The organism is Arthrobacter pigmenti, from assembly GCF_011927905.1.
Lineage (GTDB): Bacteria > Actinomycetota > Actinomycetes > Actinomycetales > Micrococcaceae > Arthrobacter_D > Arthrobacter_D pigmenti.
Map to the genome: position 1 here is coordinate 3,732,239 of NZ_JAATJL010000001.1, position 12,931 is coordinate 3,745,169.

Genomic DNA, 12,931 nt, shown 5'->3' on the forward strand with positions numbered 1-12,931 from the left:
TAGCGATGCAGTCGAAATCGATTCTGACGTGACCCGGGACGGCGAGGACACCATCGTCACGATCGTACTTACGGCGACTTCAGCGGCCAGAATTGGCTGCCTCGTACGCGTTACTTGTCCACAACGATTCGGCACTGCCCTGTGCGAGGGTGGGGTACTACAGCGAGACGGAAGCGACTCGAGCTGGGCGACTTCGCATACGCCCCTGATCGCCGCGTATGCGATGTCAACATCCGACGGAAGTACCGCAATCACGATAGAGAACATAAACACCTCAGACGTCGTATACCAGTGGGGCGATGGTGGCTTCGCCGTGGGCGTTTTGCTCATGGGCAGGCTTCATGGCATATCCGGACAGGTGGTCGACGGTGTGCAGAACCTCGAGACAACAATAGATACCGTTGAGATGCAGGCAGGTACGGTGGCGACGCTTGTACTCCGCGTAGCCTGTTCGCAATCCGCAGCTCCGAGACTGTTTGAGGACGCCGTCGGGCTGCCTGACGAGCGCGATTTGCTCGCGCATCGGCTCGCATTATGGGGATCCGAGGTGCCCTGCCTCGGTTCTCCCGATTTACCCGACGCGACCTACCCGACGGTTAACGCTCCGACCCGCGAGTATGGGACGTTGCATACCTTCTTCGATCCGGATGCGTGGAGTGCAGCCGTTGCGCTCGCATACTCCGGAATCGATATCCTCCAGCGTCGTGCACGCAATATCGTAGAGCGCGCGATCGACAACATTAGACCCGACGGGCTCATCCCCCACCACTTTGACGGCAGTTGGCCCGAATACGTTGCGATCTCAGGTTCGCCACAACCAGGCCCCAATCTGTTCGTCATTGAGGCTGCCACAGACATCGCGTGTGCCACGGGCGACCTGGCGTGGTTACGACAAATGTGGGGGAAGGGAATCCGATCAGCCGCCATCTGGCTCCTGACACAATTGGACGAGACCCGCGGCCTCCTAAATGTGGTGGGGGCCCTATGGGTGGATGTCTTCCGGCGATCCGGATTCACGCTCGACACAAACGCCATGGCGGTCCGCACGTTCTCGCGGGCGGCCGAAGTTGCCCGCGTGTTGGCCGACCCATTGGCTGATCGCCTGGAGGGCGCTGCGAACTCCATCCGTGAGAATATCGGCGCCTTGTGGGCAAAAGACCACTTCGTCACCAGCCGCTCCCCTGACTGGTCGCAAGTCGATGACCACGAGGATGCTGAGAACTACCTGGCGATCGCGACTGGAGCGGCATCCCCCGAACAGGGCAGCCGAATCGTCGATCACTTTGATTCCGCGCTTCGCATGCATCCCGAGGGCCGGGGCACCTTGGTCAGCCTGCGACGCTATGAATCCGAAGACTGCTATCTCGGCAACGTCGGCGACTCCGACATTGCGATGGCGAGACTCTGGTGGGCAGACCTTCTTGCTCGACGCGCGATGGGCGACACCGAATCATTCCGGCAGCTTTTCACGCCGGTTCGTGACGACCTTGTCGACAACGTATGGATGCGGGAACGCTACTCTTCCACCGGTGTGCCCGTCCGCGCCGACGGATACCACGAATATCCCGATCTCATCGACTTCTTGCTCCGTGAAGGCGTCTATGGTCTGAGCATCGACATGGCATCGGTGCGGATACGCCCAATGCGGCCAGGGCCCTTCGACGTGCACTGGGGTAAAATCCGGCTGGTACACTCCGAACAGCGCGTGTACCTCTCACTTGCTGACGAGCTCGAGCGATCCGTCGTCGTTTACGGGCTGAAGGCGAACGCATGCTACCGGTCTGAACACGGGGTCACCTACGCGGACCAGCACGGCATGCTTCAGACCACTATTCGTGGAAATCTCGATCTTCAACTCGACACCTGATTGATAGGCGCTTGTTTTGTCGACGGGCGTTTCCGCCCTCGTGTCCGATCAGACCGATCTCCACGAAACTCGGTCCGCGTCGTCCCACTCGGCCAAGGTCGCATGGGGATCGATTCCTTGCAGCGACCCCGGCGTGGTATGGGATCTGCCGCGGGGATCGAGTTTCGTCCGGTCGCCCTTGTGCCCGCGGTCGATCGCGGCCGCGCTCATCCCATCAGCAGCTTCGCCTGCGCGTCGGTGACTTCGAAGGCACCCTTGGCCTGGAGCATCGGAATCAGGACCGGCAGAAACAGCGCCAGCCGCTTACCGGCAGCAGTCCGCTGCACACCCCAACACTTCCGCAGCGCAGCCATCACCACGGGATGTCATAGCTGCCCGGACGCCGCGCCCGGACCTTCACCATCTTGAGCGTGAGAGCGTCCCGCAACGCCATTCGCGCGTAGTCACAATGCCAACCCATCAACAGCACCAATTCGTCTAAGATCAGTGTCTTCCTGGCCCTGCCAGCACGAGCATAATCGGTCGCCAACTTCGCCGCCACAGCCTTGCGTTCACGCATCGAAAGCTCCATGAAACCGGCATAGCGTCAATACACCGCGACGTCCGGCAACCACGCCGTCCAGGCGGAGGTTCTCAAATGAGGTAACGAACACCGCTACGCGGAGATTTCCAATGAGTCAACGCGTCGTCCCCGAGGAATCATGTCAAGATGCCCGGCTCGATTGTTTCGTGGAATCATTTGAGAATGCCCGGATGGCGGCGGCGGGTTTTGGGTTTTGTTTGCTGGTGGTCAGGGTGAGCAGTTCGGCGGTGAGAGTCTGAATCTGTCGTTGGATGGCTGCGGGATTCAGCAGTTTGTTCTGCCGGATCAGTTTCATTTTCACGGCCTTGCGCGCGGTGCCGGTGTCATTGATGACCCGCTGGTACGGGGTGGTCGGTTTGTCGTATTTCTTGATCACTTTGGCCCCGCGGCGTTCCTTGAAACCAACTTCTGCTGCGGCGTGAAATGGTTGGTCAGTAGGGCCTGCAGCGCCCAGATCCGGTTCAGTAAGTTCAGTTCGTCCTTTACACCCCGGTTGGCCAGTTCGGCGCAGGCCCGGCCCAGAACTTCGCGCCCTCGGTGGCTTGGACCCATATCCCCAGGACGTGCTTGATGCCGTCCATATCGACCCCCACGGCGATGTGAGCAGCCTTGTTGCGCACATGGGCGCCGTCGCGGATTTTGACCACGATCGCGTCGAGATAAATCACCGGATAGAAGGCCTCCAGCGGCCGGCGCTGCCAGAGGATGACCTCATCGAGGACCTCATCAGTGATCTTCGAGATCGTTTCGCGGCTGATCTCCGTGCCGATCGTTGACACGAGGTGATGCTCGATATCGCGTACCGTCATCCCGCCAGCGTAAAGGCTCACGATCATCTCATCGAGCCCGCCCAGGCGTCTGGAGCCCTTCGGGACCAGGGCCGGGGTAAACGTGCCGTCCCGGTCCCGGGGAATCGCCAGCTCGACGCCCCCGACCACGGTGGCGACGGTCTTGGGAAAAACACCATTGCGTGAGTTCGGGAACAACGCCGCGTCCGGGTCACCCTTGTCGTACCCGAGGTGATCACCGAGCTCGGTCTGCAAGCCTCGTTCGAGGCCTGCCTTAATCAGCTGCTGGATCAGCCCGTCCTTGCCCTCAAGCCGGACCTGCCCGGCGTCGATCATCGAGTACAACTCATCCAGGGCGCCAGAGGGCTTCCAACGCCTTCACACCTCACGCTGGGCGCGTCTGCGCTCTTCACCGGCTTCGTTATCAACCATGGTCATCAGTATCTCGGCTTCCTGCTCGGGTCACCTCCCCTTACACAAACGATCTGACACCCTCGATTCTGCTGTTCACACCAGTGGAAAAGTTCCCAATTGATGAACTCGGACCCGTTATCCGAATCGATGCCCAGGATCGGGAACGGGAAACCCGCGGTGGCGTCCGGAATGGCGGCGAACACCCATTTCTGCGCTTTGTTCCGCCCCGAACGGGTCTCTGTCCAGCCCGTGGCAATATCGGTGATGTCCAGGGTGAAGCAGAACTCGCCCCTGGCGTTGCCGCCTTCATGCCTGATCAGATCGATCTCCACAAATCCCGGCCGGGTATCGTCCACTCCGCCCACGTCCGCATCGGGATCGAGTCCTTCAGCAGTGTTCCGGGGTTGGTATGGGACCGGCTCCGGATCGAGTTTCGCCCGGTCATTCTTGAGCCGGCGGTCGATGGTGGCCGGGGAAATCCGAAGCAGCGACTCCGCCGTCGCGTCGTCAATCGCCAGTTCGCCGTGCCTGCGCAGCCGCCGCACCAGATCCGGCAGCGCCACGGCCAGCAGCCGCCCGCACGCGGTACCCTGCACCGCCCGGCAGAACCGCAGTGCGGCGATTACCACTTCCCCGTAGACCGGCGGCCGCGGCGGCCGCGGCGGCCGGGGCTTCACCACCGGGGCCTGAGCGCCGTCCGCAACGCCTGTCGCCCATGGTCCCGGTGCCACTCGGTCGTGGCGCACAACTCATCCAACATGATCTTCTTAGCGGCTCGGTTCGCTCGTGCATACCGGGTCGCGATGGTCTTCGTCACAGCCCGTCGTTCACTCATCAGCAATCCCATGACTCGAAGTGCCAAGCCAGCTGACACCGGTCCGGAAGACACACAGCTACACGGACATTCTCAGATGATTCTCGAATACCACTACGCGGGCATCTTTGATGAGTTAGCGCGAGCTCTTGACAACGATGTCTCAGTTCATGGAAGATTCATTCGCATGAACAAAAACACAGATCCTGTCCCATCCAAGCGACATGAAATATCCAGGAGGTCGGTGATTGCGGGGTCGGGAGCGTCCTTGGGACTAGGCGTCTCTGCTCTCGGGGCTGCGGGGAGCGCCCAGGCCGACACGAACGTCATTGCGACTAAGGCCGTGAGGGAAAATTGACTGCTCCGGGAATCTTGGCAAAAAGAAAAACCCCGTCGCTCAGTCTAAATGTCACTCCCGAAGCGCCGACGATCGAGAACGCTCTGGTCGACGGTGCGTTCATGAACTGGCATGCTGGGACCCCGGTGACGGTCGGAACTGGTCTTCAGGGCAACGTGTGCGGACTCTGGCGTGTAGTTGCTCATGGGGCGGACAGCGTCATCGCGTCCCGCCACAGCGTTGAGACCGGGGGAATCTTGCTGACGATTGATTATCAAGCGTCTCCCACTCTCGAAGTAGTCTACCTGCGCCAGCTCATCCCGAACATCCTGCAGTTCTCTGGCGGGACATACACCTTTACCGCTGACATCGAAACTGACGTCGAAATCGGCTGCGATGTATACGCCCAGGCCCGTTACAACGTGAACGACACGAACCGTGTGCTCGTGATCGATTCGGACCAATCGACCTTATCGGTCGGTCGCCAACGCATCAGTGTTCCCTTTTTCGTGCCGGTACTCAACGAGGACCTTTACCCCATTGATTTTCGAAACTCGCTCGAATTCGCGGTGAGATTTTTTGGTGCGAGCAACCTCCAAGCGAACGTGTTGGTCCGAGACGCCATTATTACCCCGGGAACCGCTATATACGGCCCGTACCTCGAGGACCAGTACGAGCAACTCGACCGCCTGGCTCCTTACTTTGAATCTGGCAACTTTCAAACTGGTGGACTCTCCGAGTCTTCTGGCCAGAAACGCTTCGCCGTAAGATATCGCACGCCAAAATGGAGAACATTCAGCGCCGCGAACATCCAGGTTTTCGATCAAGCCGGCACAGCGGGCAAGATCTCGACCTATAACGCGGCGGGAGTCCGAACCGATGGCGTCGCGTACACGGTGATAGGTGAAAATTACGCGGGTGACGATTTCCGCGATGGATTCACCGTAGTCGCCAACGGCTCAACAGCTGCTGGCGCGTCGTTTAGATGGACATCAACTGGCTTCTAAACACGCTGAGCCATCGCAACCGACGAGAAATCCCAGCTGTGCGGTGCGCGCTGGGACACCGCAATGTCTGAGTTCTTCTCTCACCAATTGAGTTCAGGTTAAACGGCCATCGCACTTAACCACCCCCCCACATACAGGTCCGGGTCGTGGTGCCACGTGTACCGAACTACCACCTCCGCCCCTTGGTCGGGACGACTCGCGCCAATCGAATTCCGCACACGAGAGTCCGCACACGTTGAACTGGAGGCCCATTGCTCGACATTCTTCTATTCTCAGCAACTACGCCTACGCAGCTAGTTCTGTTGTTACTCGCATTCTTGCTCTCGGCGGTAATCGGCGTCGAGCGACTGCGCAAACTAAAGAGCGCTGGCCTGCGCACTCACACGCTCGTGGGAGTCGGTTCCGCTGTCTTTACGCTCGTGTCCGCCTATGGATTCGAAACAGTGGTGGGCAACGGGGTCGTACTCGACCCTTCGCGCATCGCCGCACAGGTGGTGTCAGGTATCGGTTTCCTCGGTGCCGGCCTTATATTCGTTCGACGAAACACGGTCACTGGGCTCACTACTGCAGCGTCCGTCTGGGTGACCGCGGCGATCGGAATGGCGTGCGGCGCTGGCATGCCGATGCTGGCAATCGCCGCCACAGCGCTGCATCTGGTGACCGTGAGCGCCCTCACAATGATCGGAACTCGCATCCGTCCGCACAGCAAAGACTCGCTAGTAAGGATCCGATACCGTCTAAGCTGTGGGGGGCTGAGGGCCATCCTGACAACTGCAACGGAACTAGGGTACGACGTATCTCTTATCGATTCCAAAGAGATCCGTCGCGGGAAGAAGCAGCCTCAGGTCGAGGTCATTTTGCGCTTGTCTGGAGACGGAGCGGAGCTTGATGACCTTTTAGCCCGTCTCACGGATCTGGCGGCAGTCACGCGTGTTGCGAACTCGACTCAAAGCGACTGAGTACGCAACCTGGGCAGTTCCACTGCTCGAACTAGCGGATGAGAAGAATGGTGATTCACGCTTGATCACAACTGCTGAGTTCACTTGGCGTCCGATCCCGCACCCGAGGACCGGACGCCCTGCTGATTTCCTCTACGCCCACCACCGAAACCGCCTCGGCCAAGGCGCCGTCCGTTGCCGAACTCAGCCGTGCGGCGCAAGCTGCCGGACTTGGCGAATCACACCGCACCAGCTCAGGCATACCTACGCCACCGTCCTGATCAACGCCGGCGTCTCCCTGCAGGTCCTGATGTCTCTGCTGGGCCTGGGCCACGTCTCCGCAGAGATGAGCCTGCAAAGCCCGGATGGCCAGCGGATACTGCCTACGCACCCCAGCCCAGGAAGCATGCGCCCCTACGCCAACATCTGCGAACAGAACTATGAAACTGTCCCAAAAACTTTGACGTGCGCAGGGGGCGTTTTTGTCGGTAGCAGGCAGGAAGTCCCAGGCTGCTGAATCGGAGAGCTTAATTGCCCAGCGTCCGCACGACGGCCGTCGCTTCCTCGCCATGCCGTCCGATCCATTCAGCGATAGCAGTCCTCAAGAGGATGCCTCAAGCCTGTGAGCGATGGCGCGAAGGGCGTCGGAATCAAGTTCGATCACGATTTTGCCGTCGAGCGGACCTGGCACCGCAACGAACGAGACACGCGGCGCTCCGACGGATGGCAGATCGATGAGGGCGAAACCGGAGCCCGCGCGTGGACGCTCGACGTCGCGCGGCGCCGTGACATCCGAGGTATTCGCAACGCCCGGCGCGACGACCACGGGGATGCCTCGCTCGGTCGTCGACAGCGCGTGATGGTAATGTCCGCTCAGGACAAGTCTCACGTCGGTTCCGTGCAGCGCATCACTAAGGGCGTTTGGGTTCTCGAGTCCGATCAGTCGCAACAGCGGCGTAACGGCTGCGGTAGGCGGGTGGTGTAGCACGATGATCGTTCCGTGCACTGCAGGCTCGGCGAGCAGATGGACCAGTTGCTCAAGCTGTTCCACGCTCAAGGAGCCGTGGTCGTGCCCGGCGACTGAGGAGTCGAGCGTTATGATTCGGTACCCAGCCAGGTCGACCGCGCGCTCCCCCTTACCCAGCACGGAGGCGAAGACATCCGGCAGGTCGTGGTTGCCCATGGCGTAGATGACCTCGATGCTGCGCGCGGCGGCCCACGGCTCGACTTTTTGACGCAGGCGGCGGTAGGACTCTTCGGTGCCGTCATCGCTTAGATCACCGCTGAGTACGAAGACGTCAATGTCCGGGATGTCAACTGCGTAGTTCAGTGTCCGCTCGAGCGCGGCCATCGTGTCGACGATGCCATGATGCAGAGATCCGTTACCCGAGAGGTGGGTGTCGCTCAGATGCAGGATGCGCAGGCGGCGCTTTAGCACGCGTCCGCCTGAGGGCGCCGCAATCTCTGGCGCGGTCAATTTCGGCGGCAGAGTGCTGCTGGTGAGGACCGATACATTTGGATCAGTCATCCCTTCACCGAGCCTTGAAGGCCATTGATGAAGTACCGCTGCAGGAAAACGAACAAGATGATGATTGGCACCACAATGATGAGGGCAGCGGCCATGACTTGGTTCCATTGGACAACGTTGCTGGAGAGCAGGCTCTGCAAACCGACCGGGAGCGGGAATCTGTTCGGATCGTCGTTGGTGAGGACGGGAAGGACATATTCATTCCACGAGCCGACGAAGGTCAGGATAGTGAGGGTAATCAGTGCAGATCGGGACAACGGAAAATATATACGGGCGAAGATGCTGAACTCGCTACACCCGTCTAGGACAGCAGCCTCGTGCAATTCGGTTGGAATCGTTGCGTAATATGCCCGCATCAGAATGATGGCTATCGCAGCGCTTCCGTTCACGTGTGGGAGGATCACGGCCAAGGGGCTGCCGTAAAGACCCAGGTTCTGATCGAGGATCACGACCGGCAGCAGCACGGTAACGCCGGGAACGAACAGCACGCCGACGAAGACCGCGAATATCGTACGTTTGAACGGAAACCGGAGCACGGCGAACGCGTACCCTGCCAGTGGATACACGAGCAGGACTAACAGGCAGGCTCCAATAGCAAGCACCAAGCTATTGAATAACAGCAGCGGTACGTTCAGTGCGTCAAAGGTATCCGCAAGCGTCTGTAATGTCGGCGGCGAAGTGAACGGTAGAGGGTTGCTAATAATCTGCTGGTTCGTCTTCAGAGCACCGCCGACCATTACAGCAAACGGGAAGATTGACACGACCGCGTAAACAGCCAATAGGGAACCGACGATTAGACGGGAGGTCACTTTCGCCGTGCGTTGCCCTGCTGTCAAGGCGCTCTTGCGCCGGACGGTGTCCCTGGGGGTGATGCTTGCGGTGTTCATTGGCGGCTCCTGAGGATTCGAAAGCTTACGATCGCGAGGACGACCGCGGCGAGGGCGAGCATCCAGCCGAGTGCGCTCGCGTAGCCGAAGTCGCTGGGGGCGCCAAACCCGTAGTTGTAGGTCAGCAGGCCGAGGGTGGTGGTTGAGTCCACGGGCCCACCGTTGGTCATCAGCAAGTACACTTGATAGTTCTGAAATGCTTCGCGCAGCTGAAGAATGACGACAAGCGCGGTGATCGGGTTCAGGAGTGGCAGGATGATCGACCAGACCGTGCGTGCGCTGGTCGCGCCGTCAATGCGCGCCGCTTCGATCACCGAGTCGGGAATCGTTTGGAGCCCGGTGAGGTAGAGCAGCATGGCGATAGGCACGGCGGACCAAACCTGAACGACGACGACTGCACCAAGTGCTGTGTTGACGTTGCCGAGAAAGCCATCGGGTTGGGACAGGAAGTCCAGGCCCACAGCGTTCAGGATGCCGTTGACGGCACCGTTCGGTTCGTACATGAAACGCCACGCGTAAAAGACGGCAATGCCGGTGGTGACATAGGGCAAAAAGTACACAGTGCGCATCAGCGCCCGCATCCGACGGATCGAGTTCAACAGCAGCGCCAGTAGCAACCCGATGAGAGGCACCGCGATTGGCACAACGACCATCCCAACCAAGGTCTGGGCGGCGGCGTTCACGACTTGCGGCGAGCGCGCGATATCGCCGCCGAGCAGATCTGTATAGTTGCTCAGCCCGGTCCATTGCCAATCTGGTGAGAACCCGTCCCATCGGGCGAAGCTGAGCAAAAAACCAAAAACAACGGTGTATACGCCGAATACAGCAAACAGGACGACTGCGGGGGCAACAAAGAGGAGACCAACCCACCCCCCGCGCCGTGGACGTCGGACCGAAGGTCGACGCCCACGGCGGGACGAGACAGCGGATGTACCTTTCGGCAGCGTGTCACTAATCGCCACGATTTACTTGGCCGCTTCCCAGGCAGCTTCGTACAGATCAGCGAGAGTACTAGCCACTGATGAAACGGGTGCAGACTTTGCTGGCAGATTCGCGAGCGCTACTGCACTAGTGTGTGCGATATTCGAGGCAGGAGGGTCAGCGGAACGGTCGTTCGCATTGAACGGTTCTCCTCCAGACTCGTCGGGTGTAACCAGCCCGACCAACTGCTCCAGCAGTTCAGAGCTGAGGGCACTTGAGGAGATTTGGGTGGCAGGCAGATCCTGCGCCTCCTTGGCGAACAACTCAGCCCCCTCCACACTGGTGATGTACTTAAGAAAGCTGATGGCCTCCTCCTTGTGCTCGCTAGTGGTGGTCACCGCTCCGTTCACAAGCGGTGCAGCCTGATAACTGAGTCGGGAGATCTCGCCACCGCTGGGCGACGGAACGGGGAACACCATAACGTCACTCGCATCCATCCCGAACGTAGTTAGGGACGACAGGGTATAGGTTCCGCCGACGACCCAGGCTGCCTTGCCTGACGCGAAGCTCTGGTCGGCCTGATCAATGTCAAGGTTGAGTACGCCGGGAGACCAAAGTGGGGTCAGTTGGTCATACAGTTCGAGGGTCTTGACGCTCTCGTTGGACGTCCACGATGGGTCTTGCGCGTTGGACTGGCGTCCTTCGAATCCATCGGGTCCCAGGTACGCATAAGAAAGCGGACGGTATAGCCAGAGGTAGCCGGTTTCGGGAACCTTAAGCCCGGTCACAATGCCACCGTTCGTGGGATCGTTCGCGACGGTTTTTTCGATGTCGGATATCCATTCATCCCACGTTGCAGGCGGATTCGAAGTGTCGACTCCTGCAGCCTCCAGGGCCTTCTTTGATGCGAAAACCACCCCAGGAGTGCCGGCCAGATACGGAACCGAGTATGAATGATCCGCCTCGAGGTTCTTCAGCGTGGTGGCTGGATCGTCGCCAGAGTTTTCGATGGTACTCGCGGTTACGGTCGCAGCCCTCACCACCCCAGGGAGAAACTGGCTCTGCCAGGACTCGTCGAACTCCTCGGTGATGTCTTGGGTGATGCCAGCTTGAGCCCACGCCCAGTCTAGGCCCCCGCTGTTAACGCTCAAAATGTCAGGTAACGTGTTCGACTGCGCTGCCGCCTGGACCTTCGTTTTGTACGTGGCGTCGGGGGTGTAGACGCTGACTTCGACCGTCATGTCATTTTGAGCGCCCCACTCATCACCAAGCGCTTGGAGAGCCTCCACCTGGGACTGTTTGAACGTCCACATGGTCAGCACTTCGCCGGAACTCGCACCCTGACTACTTGAGCATCCGCTCAGGGCGGCAACAAGGGATAACGCCCCTATAGCGGCCGTGATCTTGTTTGAGCGCTTCATTGCAACCTCTATCCGATTCGAGCGAACGTTATCTCGAGTGAGAATACGCGATCGCAACGGCCATGTCAACGCCTGTAAAGCCAGGACTAACAACGATGTTTCACTTCTGAAAGGAGTCCGATTGACAACGATATTTTATCCATGAACGGTCGGTCCAATTGCCTCAAATGAAAACATACGCGGGGTCCAGCCGGTGAGGTGCTATTCACCGGTGGTTTAACGGTTACGGCTTCTTCGCCAGTGCTAGTGTTTTGCGCCGTCCGGCGAGGACCAGGATCTGTCTGGATTGAGCCGCGGGCATGACCCTTTGAACTCGGTGCTCATCCGGACATTCGGTCGTTTGCGCATTTCAGGCCAAGTGATGGCGCACTGATGTGGCGTAGTGGCGGTTTGTGTCCAATCGTTTCGTCACTTTGGGCTATTCATCTAATCGGACTGGGTCAAACCCTTTCCTCATGTTCGGGCTGTGTGGGCCGCTCCATGCTGTGTGGATGGCTGCGTCTCCCGGGAGGCATGGGCGGGCCTGTTTCGGCTGCGGTCGCGGACCAGGGCGCCGCAGCGCACCGGATATTTACCAACGGCAAGTTCAAGCACGCGGTAGAAGACCAGCCCCCTGCTGCGGGATGTGCGCGGGTTGAATCGGAAGACGAATCGTCGAGGTAGTTCTGCAACTGCGCTTCGTCTGCCCCACCTTGATGTGTTCCGAGCAGCCACCTTGGCCAGCGACGCCACCCGGTGCACTTCGGGAAAAAGTTAACCCGAGTTGCCACCGCGCGCGGCAACGCTGGCTGCGCAATTCGTGAGTGTAGCCGAGTTGTTTCGATGCCGCGGTAGCCCTGCCAGCCCTCGGTGATGACGTGCGCACCAGGCTCGACGTCGCCGGTGAGAAAGGAGTGCAGCGAGGCGGCGGACCTGTCTTGCAGGTCACCATCGGGCGGCGGCCGAACCCCGCGCATCGGTAACCGCAACGACCATGCATACGAGTGCTTTCTTTCCCTTGGCATGCCCACCGCACAAACTAGGATCCTCGCCGCCGATGTAAGTCTCGTCCATCTCCACGGTGCCAGTCAGACGGTCTCTGCCCGGTAGGACCAAGACCGATTCGGAGTCGATGGAGCATCGCCCAGGCGTTGGGTATGAGCCGATCTCAAAGAATCGCTGCAGACTCCGCAGAGACACGGTCCTTCTGCGCGGCGAACATTCAGCAGGCCGTGAACCACACGGTAAGCGGCGTACCTCTGCGATCGAAAAAGGGTCCCGACTGCCATCGATGTTCGAGAACCGCAGTCGGCACACTTGTTGCAACCATCGGCTGCCATCCACCCGCCGGCATGATCACACCGCGGATAGACAAATCCGTCGGGCCAATGCAACCACTCCACGTAGTCCAGGTACTCGTCATCGTCGCGAACCAGGACCGAAACTC

Annotated in this window: 12 protein-coding genes and 1 pseudogene; 4 read left to right on the forward strand and 9 right to left on the reverse strand. The window is 59.6% G+C overall.

Features of this window, described 5'->3' with window-relative positions; translation table 11 throughout:
- Positions 1 to 223 precede the first annotated feature (223 nt).
- A complete protein-coding gene (locus BJ994_RS17655; protein WP_167995703.1) occupies positions 224 to 1,867 on the forward strand; it encodes a glucosidase family protein in 1,644 nt (547 codons plus the stop codon).
- A 352-nt stretch (positions 1,868 to 2,219) separates the two neighbouring features.
- Here the strand turns inward: BJ994_RS17655 and BJ994_RS17660 are convergent, their stop codons facing one another.
- The 4 genes and pseudogenes from BJ994_RS17660 to BJ994_RS17675 form a co-directional block, all read right to left on the reverse strand.
- On the reverse strand, positions 2,220 to 2,438 hold the full coding sequence (locus BJ994_RS17660) for a hypothetical protein (protein WP_209067033.1): 219 nt from the start codon (positions 2,436 to 2,438) through the stop codon (positions 2,220 to 2,222).
- A 133-nt stretch (positions 2,439 to 2,571) separates the two neighbouring features.
- Complete coding sequence (locus BJ994_RS17665) at positions 2,572 to 2,826, reverse strand: hypothetical protein (protein WP_167995705.1); 255 nt, start codon at positions 2,824 to 2,826, stop codon at positions 2,572 to 2,574.
- Between the two features lie 95 nt (positions 2,827 to 2,921).
- Positions 2,922 to 3,574, reverse strand: a pseudogene (locus BJ994_RS17670) (IS256 family transposase); the annotation flags it as partial.
- Between the two features lie 101 nt (positions 3,575 to 3,675).
- Entirely contained in the window at positions 3,676 to 4,398 is a 723-nt protein-coding gene (locus tag BJ994_RS17675) for a hypothetical protein (RefSeq protein WP_167995706.1), read from the reverse strand.
- Between the two features lie 422 nt (positions 4,399 to 4,820).
- Between BJ994_RS17675 and BJ994_RS17680 the strand changes: the two genes are divergently transcribed.
- The 3 genes from BJ994_RS17680 (at position 4,821) to BJ994_RS17690 (ending at position 7,265) form a co-directional block, all read left to right on the forward strand.
- Positions 4,821 to 5,810 carry a prefoldin domain-containing protein gene (locus BJ994_RS17680; protein WP_167995707.1) on the forward strand — a complete coding sequence of 330 codons (990 nt, stop codon included), beginning with the start codon at positions 4,821 to 4,823 and terminating at the stop codon, positions 5,808 to 5,810.
- Positions 5,811 to 6,061: 251 nt separating this feature from the next.
- On the forward strand, positions 6,062 to 6,769 hold the full coding sequence (locus tag BJ994_RS17685) for an MgtC/SapB family protein (protein ID WP_167995708.1): 708 nt from the start codon (positions 6,062 to 6,064) through the stop codon (positions 6,767 to 6,769).
- Positions 6,741 to 7,265 (forward strand): tyrosine-type recombinase/integrase, encoded by a 525-nt coding sequence (locus tag BJ994_RS17690; RefSeq protein ID WP_342450425.1) that lies wholly within the window; start codon positions 6,741 to 6,743, stop codon positions 7,263 to 7,265. Before BJ994_RS17685 ends, BJ994_RS17690 begins: the two co-directional genes overlap by 29 nt.
- A gap of 84 nt (positions 7,266 to 7,349) precedes the next feature.
- On the opposite strand, the gene BJ994_RS17695 is transcribed toward BJ994_RS17690, so the two are convergent.
- The 5 genes from BJ994_RS17695 to BJ994_RS18590 form a co-directional block, all read right to left on the reverse strand.
- A complete protein-coding gene (locus BJ994_RS17695; RefSeq protein WP_167995709.1) occupies positions 7,350 to 8,276 on the reverse strand; it encodes a metallophosphoesterase in 927 nt (308 codons plus the stop codon).
- On the reverse strand, positions 8,273 to 9,163 hold the full coding sequence (locus BJ994_RS17700; protein ID WP_167995710.1) for a carbohydrate ABC transporter permease: 891 nt from the start codon (positions 9,161 to 9,163) through the stop codon (positions 8,273 to 8,275). The genes BJ994_RS17695 and BJ994_RS17700 overlap by 4 nt, the downstream gene beginning before the upstream one ends.
- On the reverse strand, positions 9,160 to 9,954 hold the full coding sequence (locus tag BJ994_RS17705; RefSeq protein ID WP_167995711.1) for a carbohydrate ABC transporter permease: 795 nt from the start codon (positions 9,952 to 9,954) through the stop codon (positions 9,160 to 9,162). Before BJ994_RS17705 ends, BJ994_RS17700 begins: the two co-directional genes overlap by 4 nt.
- Positions 9,955 to 10,128: 174 nt before the next feature.
- A complete protein-coding gene (locus BJ994_RS17710) occupies positions 10,129 to 11,505 on the reverse strand; it encodes an ABC transporter substrate-binding protein (RefSeq protein ID WP_167995712.1) in 1,377 nt (458 codons plus the stop codon).
- Between the two features lie 1,067 nt (positions 11,506 to 12,572).
- Positions 12,573 to 12,887: a hypothetical protein gene (locus tag BJ994_RS18590; protein WP_425339396.1), complete on the reverse strand. Its 315-nt coding sequence runs from the start codon at positions 12,885 to 12,887 to the stop codon at positions 12,573 to 12,575.
- Between the last annotated feature and the right edge of the window lie 44 nt (positions 12,888 to 12,931).

Bases quoted from the DNA above. Each gene is read 5' to 3' on its own strand.
- BJ994_RS17655 (WP_167995703.1), top strand. From the start codon at position 224: ATGTCAACATCCGACGGAAGTACCGCAATCACGATAGAGAACATAAAC.
- BJ994_RS17695 (WP_167995709.1), bottom strand. From the start codon at position 8,276: ATGACTGATCCAAATGTATCGGTCCTCACCAGCAGCACTCTGCCGCCG.
- BJ994_RS17700 (WP_167995710.1), bottom strand. From the start codon at position 9,163: ATGAACACCGCAAGCATCACCCCCAGGGACACCGTCCGGCGCAAGAGC.
- BJ994_RS17660 (WP_209067033.1), bottom strand. From the start codon at position 2,438: ATGGAGCTTTCGATGCGTGAACGCAAGGCTGTGGCGGCGAAGTTGGCG.
- BJ994_RS17710 (WP_167995712.1), bottom strand. From the start codon at position 11,505: ATGAAGCGCTCAAACAAGATCACGGCCGCTATAGGGGCGTTATCCCTT.